The 15,801-nt window shown below is 65.7% G+C and carries 13 protein-coding genes and 2 pseudogenes; 6 read left to right on the top strand and 9 right to left on the bottom strand.

Annotated features, from left to right (window positions below):
* Positions 1-20 precede the first annotated feature (20 nt).
* The 6 genes from TK90_RS08395 to TK90_RS08370 all read right to left on the bottom strand — a co-directional run bounded on the left by TK90_RS08395 (position 21) and on the right by TK90_RS08370 (position 9,289).
* Positions 21-398 (bottom strand): YajD family HNH nuclease, encoded by a 378-nt coding sequence (locus TK90_RS08395; protein WP_012983042.1) that lies wholly within the window; start codon positions 396-398, stop codon positions 21-23.
* Positions 399-475: 77 nt separating this feature from the next.
* The gene (locus TK90_RS08390; RefSeq protein WP_012983041.1) at positions 476-3,076 is read right to left on the bottom strand and encodes an EAL domain-containing protein; all 2,601 of its coding nucleotides are present in this window, start codon (positions 3,074-3,076) and stop codon (positions 476-478) included.
* Positions 3,077-3,198: 122 nt separating this feature from the next.
* On the bottom strand, positions 3,199-4,215 hold the full coding sequence (locus TK90_RS08385; RefSeq protein WP_012983040.1) for an alpha/beta fold hydrolase: 1,017 nt from the start codon (positions 4,213-4,215) through the stop codon (positions 3,199-3,201).
* A 7-nt stretch (positions 4,216-4,222) separates the two neighbouring features.
* Entirely contained in the window at positions 4,223-6,244 is a 2,022-nt protein-coding gene (locus tag TK90_RS08380) for a site-specific recombinase (RefSeq protein WP_012983039.1), read from the bottom strand.
* A 649-nt stretch (positions 6,245-6,893) separates the two neighbouring features.
* Positions 6,894-7,529: a TMEM165/GDT1 family protein gene (locus TK90_RS08375; protein WP_012983038.1), complete on the bottom strand. Its 636-nt coding sequence runs from the start codon at positions 7,527-7,529 to the stop codon at positions 6,894-6,896.
* Positions 7,530-7,879: 350 nt separating this feature from the next.
* Entirely contained in the window at positions 7,880-9,289 is a 1,410-nt protein-coding gene (locus TK90_RS08370) for a GGDEF domain-containing protein (protein ID WP_041444348.1), read from the bottom strand.
* Between the two features lie 236 nt (positions 9,290-9,525).
* Here TK90_RS08370 and TK90_RS08365 point away from each other — a divergent pair.
* Positions 9,526-9,708: pseudogene (locus TK90_RS08365) on the top strand (TetR/AcrR family transcriptional regulator); the annotation flags it as partial.
* A 3-nt stretch (positions 9,709-9,711) separates the two neighbouring features.
* Positions 9,712-9,973 (top strand): annotated as a pseudogene (locus TK90_RS08360) (DsrE family protein); the annotation flags it as partial.
* 36 nt (positions 9,974-10,009) lie between these two features.
* Here TK90_RS08360 and TK90_RS08355 read toward each other — a convergent pair.
* On the bottom strand, positions 10,010-10,639 hold the full coding sequence (locus tag TK90_RS08355) for an alternative oxidase (RefSeq protein ID WP_012983034.1): 630 nt from the start codon (positions 10,637-10,639) through the stop codon (positions 10,010-10,012).
* Between the two features lie 293 nt (positions 10,640-10,932).
* Here TK90_RS08355 and TK90_RS08350 point away from each other — a divergent pair, with 293 nt between their 5' ends.
* Both TK90_RS08350 and TK90_RS08345 read left to right on the top strand, forming a co-directional pair.
* Positions 10,933-11,547 carry a microcompartments protein gene (locus tag TK90_RS08350; protein ID WP_012983033.1) on the top strand — a complete coding sequence of 205 codons (615 nt, stop codon included), beginning with the start codon at positions 10,933-10,935 and terminating at the stop codon, positions 11,545-11,547.
* A 1-nt stretch (position 11,548) separates the two neighbouring features.
* The gene (locus TK90_RS08345; protein WP_012983032.1) at positions 11,549-12,121 is read left to right on the top strand and encodes an NUDIX hydrolase; all 573 of its coding nucleotides are present in this window, start codon (positions 11,549-11,551) and stop codon (positions 12,119-12,121) included.
* A 32-nt stretch (positions 12,122-12,153) separates the two neighbouring features.
* On the opposite strand, the gene TK90_RS08340 is transcribed toward TK90_RS08345, so the two are convergent.
* Positions 12,154-12,504, bottom strand: coding sequence for a hypothetical protein (locus tag TK90_RS08340; RefSeq protein ID WP_012983031.1), 351 nt, complete (start codon positions 12,502-12,504; stop codon positions 12,154-12,156).
* 116 nt (positions 12,505-12,620) lie between these two features.
* Here TK90_RS08340 and TK90_RS08335 point away from each other — a divergent pair, with 116 nt between their 5' ends.
* Complete coding sequence (locus tag TK90_RS08335; RefSeq protein ID WP_012983030.1) at positions 12,621-13,937, top strand: rhodanese-like domain-containing protein; 1,317 nt, start codon at positions 12,621-12,623, stop codon at positions 13,935-13,937.
* Between the two features lie 31 nt (positions 13,938-13,968).
* Here the strand turns inward: TK90_RS08335 and mscL are convergent, their stop codons facing one another.
* Positions 13,969-14,364, bottom strand: coding sequence for a large-conductance mechanosensitive channel protein MscL (mscL, locus tag TK90_RS08330; protein WP_041444347.1), 396 nt, complete (start codon positions 14,362-14,364; stop codon positions 13,969-13,971).
* A gap of 66 nt (positions 14,365-14,430) precedes the next feature.
* Here mscL and TK90_RS08320 point away from each other — a divergent pair.
* Positions 14,431-15,602, top strand: a protein-coding gene (locus TK90_RS08320; protein ID WP_148216238.1) for an IS3 family transposase whose coding sequence is annotated in 2 segments (ribosomal slippage) — positions 14,431-14,689 and positions 14,689-15,602 — 1,173 coding nt in all. Because the reading frame shifts where the segments join, the coding sequence is not laid out codon by codon here.
* Positions 15,603-15,801 lie beyond the last annotated feature (199 nt).

Here is a 15,801-nt window from a genome sequence, read left to right as displayed (position 1 = left end):
CGGTGACTGCCGTACAGGCCTTACTTCGAGTCGTCGTCCCGGTTCAGCAGGTCGGCGAGCCCAGCGAAGGGGTTGTGGGTCGCCGTGGTGTCGGTGTTCTTGCCGCTCCCGGGCGTCGCGTCGGTATAGCGCTGGTGTTCGTTGTCGTGGCAGTACAGGCACAGCAGCTCCCAGTTGCTGCCATCGGGCGGGTTGTTGTCGTGGTTGTGGTCGCGGTGGTGGACCGTCAGCTCCTGCAGGTTGGCGCGCGTGAACTCCCGCCCGCAGCGCCCGCAGACCCATGGGTACATCTTGAGCGCCTGTTCGCGATAGCCCTGCTCGCGTTCCGCGCGCGAGCGATGACTTTGTGCGACCAGCGCGTCCAGTCGTTCGGAAGACCCCTTGCCCTTTTGTCCCATCGTGCCTCCGGCCACTCTCTGCAAGTACGGGTGGCTGTCCCCACGATAAAACAGCGTGGCCCGTCAGGCGAGGCCGCTCAGTGGCGGGTCTTGCCGTCCCCGGGGCCGGGCAGCGGCCCTGGGCCGGGGTGGCCCACGTGAAAGCCCTGGGCGTAGTGGATGCCGATGGACCTGACTGCTTCCAGGATCTCGGCGTCTTCCACGAATTCGGCGATGGTGCGTACGTTCAGGTCGCGCGCCAGCGCTGCGATGGAGCGCACAAACGCCTGGTCGCGTGCGTCGTGGACCATATTACGCACGAAATCGCCCTCGATCTTCACGAAGTCGATGGGGAAGCGCTTGAGGTAGTGGAACGAGGAAAAGCCCGAGCCGAAGTCGTCGACCGCGAACTGGAAACCCTGCTGTTTCAGGTCGAGCACGAACTGCTCCAGCACGGCCATGTTTTTCACCGTGTCACGCTCGGTGATCTCGAACACCACCTTGGCCGGTTCGATGCCGTGGTCGTGCGCGAGCTGGCGGACCTTGCCGATGAACTCGCCAATGATCAGCGCGCGCGGCGAGAGGTTGATGAACAACAGCCCCGAGTAGCCGGAGCGGCTGACCTCGATGAAGGCCTGCTCGATCAGTACATAGTCGAGCTGGTGCATCACCCCCATGGTCTCGGCGACCTCGACGAACTGGCCCGCCGGGATCAGTTCGCCGCCCACGCGGATGCGCATGAGCAGCTCGTGGATATGGGCCTCGCCGGTGGTGGTGTCCATGATCGGCTGGAAGTAGGGCACGATGCGGCGGTCTTCCAGCGCCTCCATGATCATGATCCCGGTCTCGCCCGCCTCGCGGAACACCGCGGCCACTTCCTCGTCGCTCGGCACGCAGACCGCGTTTTTCCCCTCGCGCTTGGCCTTGTACATCATGTTGTCGGCCACCAGGAACAGGTCGCGCGTGTCCTTGCCGTGTCTTGGGTAGGCGGCGATGCCGATGCAGGTGGTGGCCCTGACCCGCGAGCCGTCCGGGGCCGGGAGCGACAGGCCATCGGTGGCCTCGGCCATGTGCGCGGCCAGCTGCCAGGCGGACTGCTGGTCGGTCTCGGGCAGGATCAGCGCGAACTCGTCGCCCCCGTACCGGGCCAGGATATCCTCGTTGCGGATCGCGCCCTGGATCGTCTCGGAATAGGCCTGCAGGAAGCGGTCACCAAAGGCATGGCCGTAGCGGTCGTTGATGGTCTTGAAGTTGTCCAGGTCCACGACCATGACCGCGAAGGGGTAGCCATGCCCCTCGGCACGCTTGATCTCGTAGTTGAACAGTTCCCAGAACACCCGCTGGTTGTACAGATTGGTCAGCGGGTCACGGGTGGCGTAGTGCTCGAGGTCCTGGGTGTACTTGTAGATCGCCTTCACCGAGCCGACGAGGTTCAGCAGCGTCGACAAGATGCTCTCGATCACCACGTGCCGGACCGGGTCGCGCACCAGCTCGGACTGCACGCCGATCCCGACCACACCGCCAATGCGTGGGGTGTCCAGCACCAGCGACTTGGTCGCCAGCTCGATCTGGCGGGGCGAGAGTTCCGGCAGATGACTGGAGGCATCGGCGACGTTGTGCCGCACGCTGATGTTCGCGTCCCGCACGAACTCCTCGGATGCCCGGATGCGATGCGTGGCCAGCCGTTCCACGGTGCGTCGTGTGGCCTCTTTGGGTTCTGCGCGCCAGAAGATCTCCAGCTCGTAGATGTCGTCGTTGGCCTTGAACAGGGTGAACAGGGTGTAGGCATCGATGATCGTGTTGATCTCGGTCAGCAAGACCCCGATGTATTCGCGCCAGTCCCGCACCACGTCCGAGGTGATGATGAATTTGTCGAGCAGCTTCAGCTCGAACTCGAGGATGTCCTTGTCCACCGCGACCGCGCGCAGCTTGCGCACCAGGTCATCCACCTGATCGACGACCTGGTTGAGCTCCACAAAGCCGGTGTCGATTGCCTGCGTCTCGACGTGGTTGAGGTCCTTGATCGCGTTGACTTGGGTCACCTGATCCTGGAAGCGGCGCACCGAACGGGTGATGGGCGCCGTCGCCCAGGCGGCGATCAGGGAACCCAGCAGCAGCGTGCCCAGCCCGGTCCCCAGGAAGGTCCAGACGTGCTGGTTGCGCGCCTCGCTGATGGCCGTACCCAGGTCCTGGCGCACCTCCATCACTCCGAGCACATCGCCGGTGGAGGCATTGCCATGGCAGGCGAGGCACTCGTTGCGGGCGCGCAAGGGGAAGGTGTAGCGCAGCTCGCCGTTGTCCTGGCGACTCTCAATGGCCCCCGTCTCGAATGCATGCTCGATCCGTTCGTGCCAGGTGGGCTGGTCCACTTCGCCATACAGGGCCGCCACCTTCTCGCCGCGATAGAAGTCCAGCCGCAGCGGCGTATCCGCCAGCGATTCCTCGATCCCGGCCGAAAACGCCTCCAGCTGCTCGCGGGTCCAGCCCTCGCGCATGATCTGAAACATCGAGGCGAAGGTCTGGTGGGCGATGCCGCTGGCGGTCTGTTCCGCCTGGCGTGTCATCGTGCGTTCGTAGATCAGCGTGGAGGTGATGTGGACTGTCAGGAACACGAGCAGGGCCACGCCCATGATCGCGGCGACGATGAACAGCCGCAGTCGCAGGGCCCGGCGCGGGGATGCAGGACGTTCGGCGGACATGGAGACCTCGCGGGTCCAGACAAAAGGTCTCTGAGTATTAGAGACCTCATACCTCGGGGTCTTGATCTGGATCAAATGCCGGTTGGGTCGCCGGTCCTGTGCAGCCAGGCGCTGGTTTCGGGTTAACGTTGCGCGTCGAGATCTTGCAGGTTCTGCACCATGGTCTCGGGGGCGCGTTCGTGGCCGGAGGGTAGGGTGGCCTCGGGGTCCAGCATCCAGGCGACGAGATCGCCAAAGGTGTCCACGGAACGGGTGTAGCGTGTGAGCATGTGGTAGCCCTCGGGATAGAGCACCATGCGGTGGCCGGGGTCGCCGGTTGCGGCCAGGCGTTCGGCCAGCACCGCCGTGGGCCCGGGTGGCACGAGGTCGTCCTTCGCACCGTAGAGCAGCAGGCTTGGGGCGGGGAGGGCGTCTCCGGCGCTCAGCGCGCGACCCATCAGCGTGGTCAGTCCGTCGAGGGCGTCGATGCGGGCCTCGCGCAGGACCAGTGGGTCATCGCGCATCTGTTCCAGGACCGCCGGGTCATCGGTGGGCCGGATATCGAATTCCGCTGCCATCTCGCCGGTCAGGCGCATGCCGGGGGCAATGCGGGCACCAACCCAGAGGCCGAAGCGCTGGTACCAGGGCATTTGGTCACGGCTCCAGACGGCCGGACCGATCAGGGCTGTCCCGCGCATCGCCGGCAGTTCTTCGCCGCTGGTGGCCAGCAGGGCCACTGCCCCGCCCATGCTCTTGCCGATCAGGTAGGGCGGGTTGTCGGGATAGCGTTCGGCGAGGATGCGCAGCCCGGTGCGGGCGTCCTCGGCCATCGTCTGGTAGCCCGCCCAATGGCCGACATCGCGGTTGGCGCCGAAGCCCCGCTGGTCATAGGCGTAGACGGCGATCTCGTGCTCGGCCAGGGCCTCGCCCAGCGCCGCCATGCTGCCGCCATGGTCGTTGAAACCGTGCAGGGCCAGCGCAACCCGGCGGGGCTCTTCCGGGCCCCAGCGGTGCAGCGGGAGGCGGGTCCCGTCCGCGGCTTCGAGGACCTCGGCGTCCGGGCGTTCATCCGGGGCCTCGTCCGCGGGCGGTTGCGGCGGACTGCCGGCGCAGGCGGCCAGCCAGAAGGCGACGAGGACGACCCACCAGGCGCGCATCATGCCGGCCTCACCTGGGGGGTGCCTCGTCACCTTCCTGGGCCTCGCCACCCCGTGGCGGGAGCAAGAATTGCGTCGGGTGCCGGCGCAGGTGCCGGCCATAGGCCTTCAGCACGCGGTCGAAGGCCCCGATGCGCACGCCGCGGGCGCGCAGGGCAACGTACAGCGCCAGGCCAAAGCTGACCCACAGGTTGACCGCGCCGATCAGCAGCACGAACACCAGGAACAACAGGAAGGTGAACACGCCGATGGATTCGCTGGCGGTCACGTAGCCGAGGTTCGCGGAGGCGAAGGCCACGTGCTGGATGTCCAGGGGCAGGTTCAGCAGGTAGCCGACAAAGCCGGTCATGCCCAGCAGCATACCGAACAGGAAATTGCCCAGCACCGCGCCGTAGTTGTATCCGACCCAGTCGGCGAGGCGATGGCGCGTGGTGGTGGGCAGCAGCCGTTGCAGCAGCGGATGCTCGCGCAGGCGACCGGGCAGGTCGAGATAGGCGCAGCGGTTGTCGAAGAACCCGGCGATCAGGCCGGAGACGAACAGCCAGACCCCGGCGATGGCCGCGAAGAACAGCGCCAGGCCCATGATCGGGCGCAGACCATCCAGCAGATAATCCGCCTCGGTGCCCGACAGGATCGGTGTGCCGAAGCCCCAGGCCGTGAGGACCCCGATCAGCAGCGCCGTTGGGAGTGCCACGCCGACATTGCCCAGCACGGCCGCGAACTGGGAGCGGCCCACCCGGACCAGCAGGTCCGCAAGCTTCGAGGCGTCGGCCGTGCCGCGTTCGTTCTCCTCGATCGCGGCCGCCAGCCGCGCGGCGGTCATCGCTGGCTGTTTGGTCGCGACGGTGAAGTGCAGGATGTGGATCAGCACGAAGCCCAGGCCATAATTCAGGCTGACCCACAAGGCGTTCCAGCCCTCGGACAGGCCCAGGGATTCCACCTGGATCTTGATCAGGGCCATGAAGGCGATAATCAGGCCCGCCCCGGCCCCCGAGCGCAGCATCGTCAGATATTCGCCACGATCGCGGGTGATGTAGTGCTCGCCGGTATCGGAGACATGCTGGGTGATGCTGCGCGAGACCAGGCGGATGTTGTCCTGCCACAGCGCGCGCAACCCGTGGCGGCGGGCACTGGCTGTGACCAGCTCGCGGAACACGCCCACCGCGGTGGCACGGGTGTGTGCCTCCTCACGCGGTTCCAGCAGGTCCAGCAGCTTGTGAATGCGCGACAGCGTCTGGTCCAGGCGCTCCAGCAGGTGGGTTAGCGACAGGCTGCTGCCATGCGTGATCGCGCGCCGACGCAGGCGCAGGATCTGATCCCCGCACTGCTCCAGCAGCACCCGGGCATGGGCGTCGTCCATGCGTTCGTGGCCGGGGTCCTGCAGCCAGGCGCGGTAGTCGCGCACGTAGGCGGAGATCTCGCGCTCCTGCGCGACGAAGGCCGAGTTGCGCTCGGCAATCGACGGGTCCAGGCGCAGCAGCTCCGGTTCCAGTTCCTCGGCCGCGATCCAGATCGAGAGCATCTCCAGGGCGTAGAGCGTCTCGCTGCGGGCGCGGTCCAGCACGCCGGGGTGTTCGCCGGACAGGCAGCCCAGCGCCCCCAGCAGCCGGGACCAGGCATCGTCCGGCAGGGCCGATACCCAGATCGCGTCATCGGGGTCGTGGAAGACGTGGTAGAGCACGTCCCGAAGGTCCGCGCGCTCCATCGGGCGCGGGTTGATGCGCTCGTACAGCAGCTCCGCCGCCTCGCGGAAAAAGCCCTTGCGGGAGAACAGACCCACGCCGGTGTACAGCGTCAGGTGGCGGGCGTCCTCTAGGCCGGCCTCCAGACGCTCGCGCAGGCGTTCGCGTACCTCGGGCTGTGCCTGCAGGGCCAGCGTAAGGCTCTCGATTCGGGCAATGACCGGCGCCACATTGCGGGGGTTGTCCGGGCGTAGCCAGTCCACGATACGACGCAGGGTCTCGGCGAGATCGCACTGGTTGTCATCCTGCAGGGTGTCCAGCAACTGGGCGGCATCGTCCGGGGTCTGCATAACGCTCCCTGCGCAATCGGAAGGCCCCCATTATACGGACAGCACAGGCCGGTTCAGCCCTCCCCCGGCACCGTGGTCAGGGCGAACATATGCCATAGCTGCATGCCGCCGCGATACCACTTCAGCTTGTGCGCGGGCAGGGCAACGCTGATCCATGTACCCGCTCGCGCCCGAGTCGCTTTTGCGTGCGAACAAGGCGCGGCGACTGCCGCGCAGTCGTTCTGCACAAGGGAGCCGCAACGCCGCGCGCGCCCGTTTTTGATAACAACGGGCGGCCGAGCCCCTGCTTTGAATGGTTCGGGTTCGTGGGGTTGGTACCCCAGGTTCCCCGATGCTGCGTTGTGCCCCTTGCGGGTAGAACCACTACCCGCTGCACACCGCGCCTTGTCTCGGAAAACCTGGGGTACCAACGCGAGTGGGAACATTCATCAGTGTTCCCTGAACGGGGCAATACGAGAACCATTACCGGCTGGCGCGCGCTGGTTGCCTCGGGTATCGAGGTGTGGATGATCGACCTGCTGGACGCCTATTGATCGAGTGGGACGATCCGGAGGTCATCGACACGGTGCGCGAATTGTTGCAATAACGCGGAGAACGCAGCGCGCCCGGGGGATCAGGAGGTTTCGATCTCCGCGAGCGCAGCCTTGCGTTATTGCCCCTGCTGGTGGTTTTCGACGGCCTGCATCAGGAAGCCCGAGAGATCTGGCAGGCCAAGATCGGGGATCCAGTTGCCGGCCTCGGACCAGGTCCACAGGCCGATCAGCAGAAACATGCCGGAGGCGATCCAGCGCATCGGCGCGGCCGGGATACGCGCGGCAAAACGCTTACCCAGGATCAGGGCCGGGGTGGTGATCAGCAGGATGCCGACTGTGGCGCCCAGGACGACGGGCAGCAGCGCGCCGGAGGCCCCGGCCAGGGTGACGACCGCCAGCTGGGTCTTGTCCAGCATCTCGAACAGGAAGAAAGCCACCGCGGCGGCGAAGAATGCGCTGCGCGCCTGCGGTGCCTTCTCGTCTTCGTCGTCTTCCGGGAACAGGACCCAGATCGCCATGATCAGGAAGGCCGCCCCGACTACCCACAGGTGCCAGTCAGTGGCGATGACCGCGAACAGCCAGATCCCGACGACCGCGGACAACAACTGGTTCAGGAAGAGGCCCGTGGCCATCCCCCAGAAAACGGCCCAGGCACTGCGGCAGCGCATGCCGAACACGGCCGCCAGGAACATCGAACGGTCGCCGATCTCCGCGATGGCTACGGCCACAATGGACAGCAGGAAGAGTTCCATGAATGCAGTTCCGGGGCGGGCGGCGTAACGCAGAGCCGGTGACATCGTCATCCGCCGCCCGCCCACGGGCTACCCTCGCGATCACGCGAGGCGGATTTCGATGCCACAGGTCTCGTCAGGCCGCTTTTCGCAGGCGCGTCGGGGCGCCTTCGGACGGGCTGCACACGCCATGGCCCGAGGGAAACACGGATCCATGTTTCCCTCGGGCCAAGGATGTTGACGCATGCCTCCGGCGGTGCCGGAGCGACTACTCCCCTGAGGGTGCACGAACTATAACCAACGCGTCTGGAGCCTGTCCATCGTGTCCGCGGCGGCCATTGCCCTTGCCGGGTTAATGGGGCTGGCAACGTTCAGGAAGGCGCCAGCGCAGCCTCATCGGTTGTGGCGAACCGCGACTGGTTGCGGCCCTCGTCCTTGGCCCGGTACAAGGCCTGGTCGGCGCGCCGGAGCAGGCTTTCCGCGGTTTCCATCGGCTCGGCACAGGCGATGCCAGCGGAGCAGGTCTGCTGGTTCGGGGTGCGCTGCCGGAGGCGCTCGATGACGGTGCCCGCCTGATCCGGGCCGGTGTGGGGGAGCACCACCACAAATTCCTCGCCCCCGTAGCGGGCGATTGTGTCGCTGGGGCGCAGTTCCTGATGCCAGGCTGTGACTAGGTCGCGCAGCAGGCGATCCCCCTGCGCGTGGCCGTGGAGGTCGTTGTACTGCTTGAAGTAATCCAGATCGATAAAGGCGAGGGCGAGCGGTGTGTCGAGACGCCGGACACGCGCCAGTTCGTCCTCGAGAACGGTCTCCAGGTGCCGCCGGTTCGCCGCCCCGGTTAGCGGGTCGGTGCGGGAGAGTTGCTCCAGCGCCTGGGCCTGGCGTTGGGTCTCTCGGATCAATCCGCTCATGCGGTACAGAACCAGCAGGAAGATCAGGATGGAGGCGCCGGCGGCGACGCGCACCGTGTCCGTATCCACCCCGGCGGTGAACAGGATGATCGCCGGCACCAGTACCGCCGCGGACCCGAGGATGTAGAGCCTGCGGCGGGAGAGCTCATGGCTGCCGGTTCGGTCGTCCGGGTTGACCTGGGACGAGGGGTGCCACGCGGCCGTGGCGAACAGGGTATAGGCGATCAGCCAGCCGGCATCGGTGAGTCCGCCGGGCTGATACCAGCCGGTGGAGTTCCCGTGGGCGTAGAGGAGATCGGCCGCCAGATAGGCCAGCACGCCGAGCAGCAGGAACAGCTGGCCATCAATTCGGGTGTTGTAGCGAAACACCAGGCGCAGCGCCAGTGGCAGCAGCATCAGGTCGAACACCGGGTAGCCGGCCGACACCAGCAGCTGCAGGTAGGTCAGCTCCGGGTCGTACAGGTAGGGCTGGATCAACAGCGCCCAGGCGAGAACCGCCGCGGAGATCCCGACAATCAGCGCATCGCCCAGGGCGCCATCGTCGCGGTCCGCCGGGCCACCCAGCCGCCACAGGGCGACAATAAACAGCGGATACACCGCCAGGTACAGGAAATCCGGCGCCGCCGGAAACGGCTCAAGGCCCTGCAGATCCAGGACATACCAGATCAGGTGCCCGGTACCCCCGAGGAGCAGGGCGATCGCGATCAGGACCCAGGCCGATCGACACCACGGGGAGCACCCGCGAAACAGTGCCGCGGCGACGACGGCGGCGGCGCCGAGACTCGCCACAACGTACAGGGCCGCAGTGGTGGCGCCGTAGGGCATCAGCATATAAGCGAATGTCGCTACAAGCCCGATTGCCAGCCACACCAGCCAGTAGCGCTGGCCGGACCCGGGCGTCATGGCCTGGGTGCGCGGATCGTCTGGATCGGTCATGCAAGCCCCCCTGGCCTCTCCCCCTCGGCCCCCATGTTGGCAGAAGCCGGCCTGTTTCGCCCGATGCGAGGGGGGGCAAGCGCCGTGTATCGGTCCCAATCGAGCACGAACGGTCGTGTTCGGTTGCGCGATGACCGTATCAGCACAGGAAATCGGCGAGGCGCCAGCGTGTGCTGGAGACGGTGCTGGAACTGTGCAGCACGGCTGGGTACTTCAACATCTCGATCCACGATATTCGGCGTGAGCCCGGTGTCTCGAGTGGCTCGATCTGCCACCACTTCCGCAACAATGAGTCGCTGGCCGCCCATGTGATGCCGAACGATGCGCGGGCACTGGAGGGTGTCGATCAGGGCTGAACGGAGTTCGACCACCGGGACACGATCGAGGAGCTCATCAGCCGCGCTGAAGGACAAGGGCGTTCGGATGGAGTCCTGCTCTGTGGCCGCGCGCCTGTTCGGGGTCGATCACGCCGAAGTGCTGCCCGGCATCGAGCCGGTACGCAATGCGTCCGTCGCGCTGACCGGCCATCAGGCCGAGGGCTACGCGGTGGTACCCGTTTACGGAGCACCGCCGGGATTTCCCGCACGGTCCCTTGTTGCGATCGTCACAGGGATGTGACCGCCTTTTTTGTGCGTATCTCTCGGCAGGCCTGCCTCAAGTTTTCTTGTTGAGCAGGTCGGCGAAGCCGTGGTTGACGTCGCGATGGCCGGCCTCGTCTTCGCGTACGGCGCGAATGACATCGGACAGGCGTGCGTCCTCCGGCAGGTCCCAGTACTGGATGGCGCGATCCGGTGCCGGGATGTTCTCGATCGCACCGGTCTCGACTTCCTCCAGGTAATCGGTATAGCTGATGACGGCCTCCTCCTCGAAGTAGCCGACGATCCGGTGCGCGGTGCGCGGGGAGATCACGTAGATCAGGAAGTACAGCGTGTAGAAGAAGCCCTGCGCCAGGATGATCAGGAGCCGCTCCAGCCAGTTGGGCGAGGCGATCTCGATGAAGGTGAGCAGGTGCATGCGCTCGTTTTCGGCCTCTTCCATCAGCGTGCGGATCCAGCCGTGGTCGTCCTCCATCCGGCGCAGCGAGCGCAGGTGCTGCAAGGTAGCCCCGACCATGCCGGGGACCCCGGCCACCGTCTCCAGCACCACGGCGCGGTGGCCGTAGCGGCGGGCAAAGAAGGTGTCGGCGAACAGGCGCATCATGGATGTGAAGGCGCGTGCGACACGGTCGGAGAAATCGCGCGGCTCGTGATGGCGACTCAGGTCCGTTTCCTGGTTGATGCTCATACAGGCTCCCGGGCAGGGCGCAATAACATGAATGTGTTGTCTCGAGAGTAGAGCCAGCCACCCGCACTGTCGTTCCGCCGTGTCACAAAAATGCGCGGTTTCGCGCAGCGCAGGAGCGTCTGGCGTTGAGCTTCGGGGCCGCTGCGTTCACAATACGCCCCTCTATTCTCCCGTGTGCGCGAACAAGCCGGCGGTTTTCTGGCGGCTCAAGTTCGTGTGTGCGGATTCCCGCGCGGGCCCGGGCCGCGCCGCGCGGGGGCTAACGGGGTGTTGCCCCGGCCCAGAGCGAATCGATGATCAAGCTGCGCACCTACGTCTACATGGATTCCCTCCAGCCTCAGCTGGCGGAATACATGGCCACGGTCTCCCAGGGCTTTCTGCCCGTGCCGGGGGACGCGTGCCTGTGGGTGGAGGTGTCGCCGGGCATGGCCGTGCACCGGCTGACGGACGTCGCGCTGAAGGCCACCCGTGTGCACCTCGCGCAGCAGGTCGTGGAACGCGAATTCGGTTCCATGGTGATCCACCATCGCGACCAGAGCGATGTGCAGGAGGCCGGCCGTGTGCTGTTGCAGCGCCTGGGCGCGGATCAGTCCGAACGCCAGCCCTGCCGTATCCCGTGGCAGGAGACGATCCGCGGCATGACGCCGGATCACACCGTGCTGATCAACCGCCAGAACCGGCGCGGCAACATGATCCTGCCCGACCAGAGCATGTTCATCCTCGAGGCGGAGCCGGCCGGCTACATCATCTATGCGGCCAATCAGGCACTGAAGGCCTCCCATGTCTCGCTGATCGACGTGCGCGCGGTGGGTGCGTTCGGCCGCCTGACGCTGGCCGGCTCCGAGGCGGACATCGACGAGGCGGCACGGGCGGCGATTCACGCCCTGCACAACCCCGCCGGTACATAAGATGCACCGCGCGCAACTGCTCGAGCTGCTCGCCCGCCACCAGACCCCGTTCATCGAGGAAGCCGGCTTTGTGCGCCGTGCGCTGGACTTCGTGCAGGCCCATCCGGACTGCTTCCACTGCGATCTCCTGCCGGCACACGTGACTGGTTCCGCCTGGGTGGTCAGCCCGGATCGCGAACGCGCGCTGCTCCTGCTGCATGGCAAGCACCACCGCTGGTTCCAGCCGGGCGGGCATGCCGACGGCCAGTCGGACATCCTGCAGGTCGCCTTGCGCGAGATCCACGAGGAAACGGGCCTGGCACGGGAGCATATTCACCTGGTGGCCGAGGACGTCTTTGATCTCGACATCCACACCATCCCGGCGAGCCCGCACTTTCCGATGCACGAACACATCGACGTGCGCTTTCTGCTGGAGATCGACGACCGCCTGCCGGTGCCCGGCAGCCACGAGTCGCACGACATCCTGTGGGTCCCGCTGCAGCACGTCTCGCGCTACAACAACAGCCGTTCCCTCTGGCGCATGGTCGAGAAGACCCGCCGCATGCGCACCTGGCTGCACACGCATCCACGCTGATCACGCGGCAGCGAGCCCGCTCAGTGTTTCCCTCAGCGGGGCTTGACCGGAGCGTAGTCCTCGAATCCGCAGCTCATGCAGTGAAAGCGTGCCTCGTAGCCCGCCCCGTCATCGCGTGCGCGCATCGAGCCGGACTGAAAGTTGAACGAATGCAGCGTGCAGCGCGGGCATCTCAGATTCGTCTCCCGGGGTACCCGCAACTCGCCTGATTGGTCCGCCTGGCTGGTACCCGGGGCGGGCTTTCCGCCATCGGACAGTACCGCCAGTTCTCCCTTCAGCTCGTCGGCGAGCGTGCGCGCTGCCGCGGCATGTTCATCGGCGGCCATCCCGGCCAGTTGATCGATCCGTTCCTTGAGTCGCGCCAGCTCGGCGGCGTCTGTCATGGTGGTTTCTCCTGTACCCCTTGGGCTGGGCGTTCCGTTGCCGGGCGCTTTATGGACGCTCGCGCCGTGGCTGTCTATGTTCAGGGAATCACATCCGGCAACAACAGGACACCCCGATGCGTACATCATGGCTGGCTTTGGCTCTGTTCGCGGCGGCAACCGTCGCACAGGGGGACGAGATCACCGCGGATTCCCTGGTCGAGGATGCCCGCGCCGAGGTTACCGATATCGACCAGGAGGCCCTGCGCGAGCTGATCGCGAACGAGCCGGACCATGTCCTGATCGATGTCCGCTCGCACCAGGAGATCGAGCTGGGAGGCGGCCAGATCCGCTCGCACCTGACACTGAATATCCCGCGGGGCGAGCTGGAGTTTCGTATACCGGGTGCGGTGTCCGACAAGGACACGCCGATCGTCGTCTACAGCGACGAGAACCGCCGCTCCGCGCTCGCAGCACAGACGCTCCAGCGCATGGGCTATACCAACGTGCACAATTACGCTGGCGGCTTCCCCGAGTGGAAGGAGGCCGAATTGCCGCTGTACGTGCTCGACAAGGCGCTCGATTCCTTCCTCTACGACATGCCGCAGGAGGTGACCGATGGCGTGTGGTCCGCGATCGGTGCGACCCAGCCGTCGACCTACGAGAATTCCGGTCATAACAACAACCTGTCGTTCATCATCACCGACGATGGCGTGGTCGTGATGAACGCGGGTGACAACTACCTGCTGGCGCAGTCCCTGCACCAGGAGATCAAGAAGCGCACCGATCAGCCGGTGAAGTATGTGGTGCTGGAAAACGCCCAGGGGCATGCGATGCTCGGCATGACCTACTGGCAGGAGCAGGGCGCCACCGTGATCGCGCACGAGGATGCCGCGCGCGAGATCGAGCAGAACGGCCAGCGCAGCCTGGAGGGCGCACCGAACCGCACGCGCGACAAGGCGTTTCTGACCGAACTGGGCACGCCGGACAAGATTTTCGAGGATCGCGTCGACCTCGACATGGGCGGTGAGACCATCGAGGTGCTCTACCTTGGCCCCGCGCACGCCCCGGGGGATATCGCCCTGTGGGCCCCGGATCGCAAGACGCTGATCACCGGCGATCTGGCGTTCCACGAGCGCATGCTGCCGATCTTCGAGTACACCGACACCGCCGGCTGGATCGAAACCTGGGACAAGCTGGAAGCGATCGAGGCCGACTACATCATCCCCGGCCACGGCGGTCCGGTGACCGACTTCGAGCAGCTGCGCAAGTACACCCGGGACTACCTCGTCTTCCTGCGCGAGGAGGTGCAGGAGATCCTCGATACCGGCGGCACGCTGAACGACGCCTACAACATCGACCAGTCGGCCTACCGCCACCTCGACACCTACGACGAGCTGCATCGGCAAAATGCCGGCCGCGTCTTCCGCACCATGGAGTTCGAGGACTTTTGACGCCAAGTGGCGGCGGGGGCTTCCCTCGCCGCTACTTTGACTTCAGCAGATCGCGGATCTCGGCGAGCAGCTTTTCCTCGTTGCTGGGGGCGGGCGGTTCCGCGGGCGGGGTTTCCTTCGTCCGCTGCAGCCGGCTGATCGTCTTGATCGCGGCAAACACCACCACCGCGATGATCAGGAAGTCCACTACGCGCTTGATGAAGGTGCCGTAGTTGATCGTCACCGCGGCCACGCCGTTCTCCGCTTCACGCAGCACGATCATCAGCTCCGAGAAGTCGACCCCGCCGATCAGCAGACCGATGGGTGGCATCAGCACGTCCGACACCAGGGACGACACGATCTGCCCGAACGCCAACCCCACGATGACGCCGACCGCCATGTCGATGACGTTACCGCGCGCCACAAACTGCTTGAACTCCTCAATGATGTGCTGGTCTAATGTTGGTGGACACCTCGATCGGTGGAATGATGAGGATCTGATCGAGGAGACGATATGGGACGCAGGAATTTTGATCCGGAGTATAAGCTTCGGGTTGCCCGGATGGTGGTGGACGAGGGCCAGGGTGTGCCGCAGGTGGTGCGGGATACGGGGGTCGGCGAGACGGCGGTCCGGCGCTGGGTCGAGCAGCTCAAGGCGGATCGATCCGGCGAGGCGGGTGATGGTCGCCCCCTGACGCCGGAGCAACGCCGGATCCGGGAGCTGGAGGAAGAGAACCGCCGACTGCGAGAGGACAAGGCCCTACTAAAAAAGGCTTCGGCCTTCTTCGCCCGGGAACTGCTGTGATGGTTCGCTGCATCACGACGCTGGCGAAGAAGGCTCCGGTGAAGCGGGTGTGTGATCTGCTGGAGGTGAACCGGTCGGGCTACTACGCGGCGCAGACGCGCCGCCGGCGGCCGCGCCAGCCGTGTGCACTGGAGGCACGGGTCAAGGAGGCGTTCGAGCAGTCGGAATGGACCTACGGCAGCCGCCGTGTGCAGGCCGCCCTGCGTTCGGACGGTGTGACGGTGGGCCGCTACCGGGTCCGCCGTCTGATGCGGGAACAGGGCCTGCGCCCGGTCTGGAAGCGGGCGTTCGTCGTGACCACCCAGCGGGATGCGACCGCGCCGGTGGTGGAAAACCACCTGGACCGGCAGTTCCAGCCATCGCGCCCGAACGCGGCCTGGGTGACGGATATCACCTACATCCGGACCCGCACCGGCTGGACGTATCTGGCGGCGGTGCTGGACCTGTTCAACCGCAAGGTGGTGGGCTGGTCCATGAGCCGAAGGCTGGATGCCGAGTTGGCCTGCAGTGCGCTACGCATGGCGCTGCAGAGCCGGCAACCCGAGCCGGGGCTGCTGGTGCACTCCGACCAGGGCTGTCAGTACACCAGCGACGCCTGGCGGCGTCTGCTGGTGCAGCACGGCGCCCGGGCCAGCATGAGCCGGCGGGGTAACTGCTGGGACAATGCGGTGGCCGAGCGCTTCTTCCTGAACCTGAAGACGGAGCGCGTCTGGCGACGGGACTATGCCAATCACGGCGAGGCCACCCGGGACATCACCGACTACATCGTCGGCTTCTACAACGAGCGCCGAAGGCACTCAACCCTGGGCTACCTGTCGCCCAACGCCTACGAGCGAAAATGGACAGCCGAACCTCCTATCGAGGTGTCCGAAATCGCTTGACCACTACATGATGCCCATGCCCGCTCTCCTTTCCGGCTGCCAAAGAAGTTCCTATAGGCCACTGCCGACGCCGTTTCCACTGGTGGCGATGGGGAGTTCAAGGCATTTTCAGGCAGCCCCATGAGCGCGTGACTTGCACAACTTCGATCCGTGCGTCTAGAAATTAGGTATATGGGGTATACAGATTTGGCCGGGTGCC

Origin of the sequence: Thioalkalivibrio sp. K90mix, assembly GCF_000025545.1 — a bacterium.
In the GTDB taxonomy this organism is placed as follows: domain Bacteria; phylum Pseudomonadota; class Gammaproteobacteria; order Ectothiorhodospirales; family Ectothiorhodospiraceae; genus Thioalkalivibrio.
The sequence above is the reverse complement of the archived record's forward strand: the minus strand, read 5'-3'. Positions and strand labels throughout refer to the sequence as shown.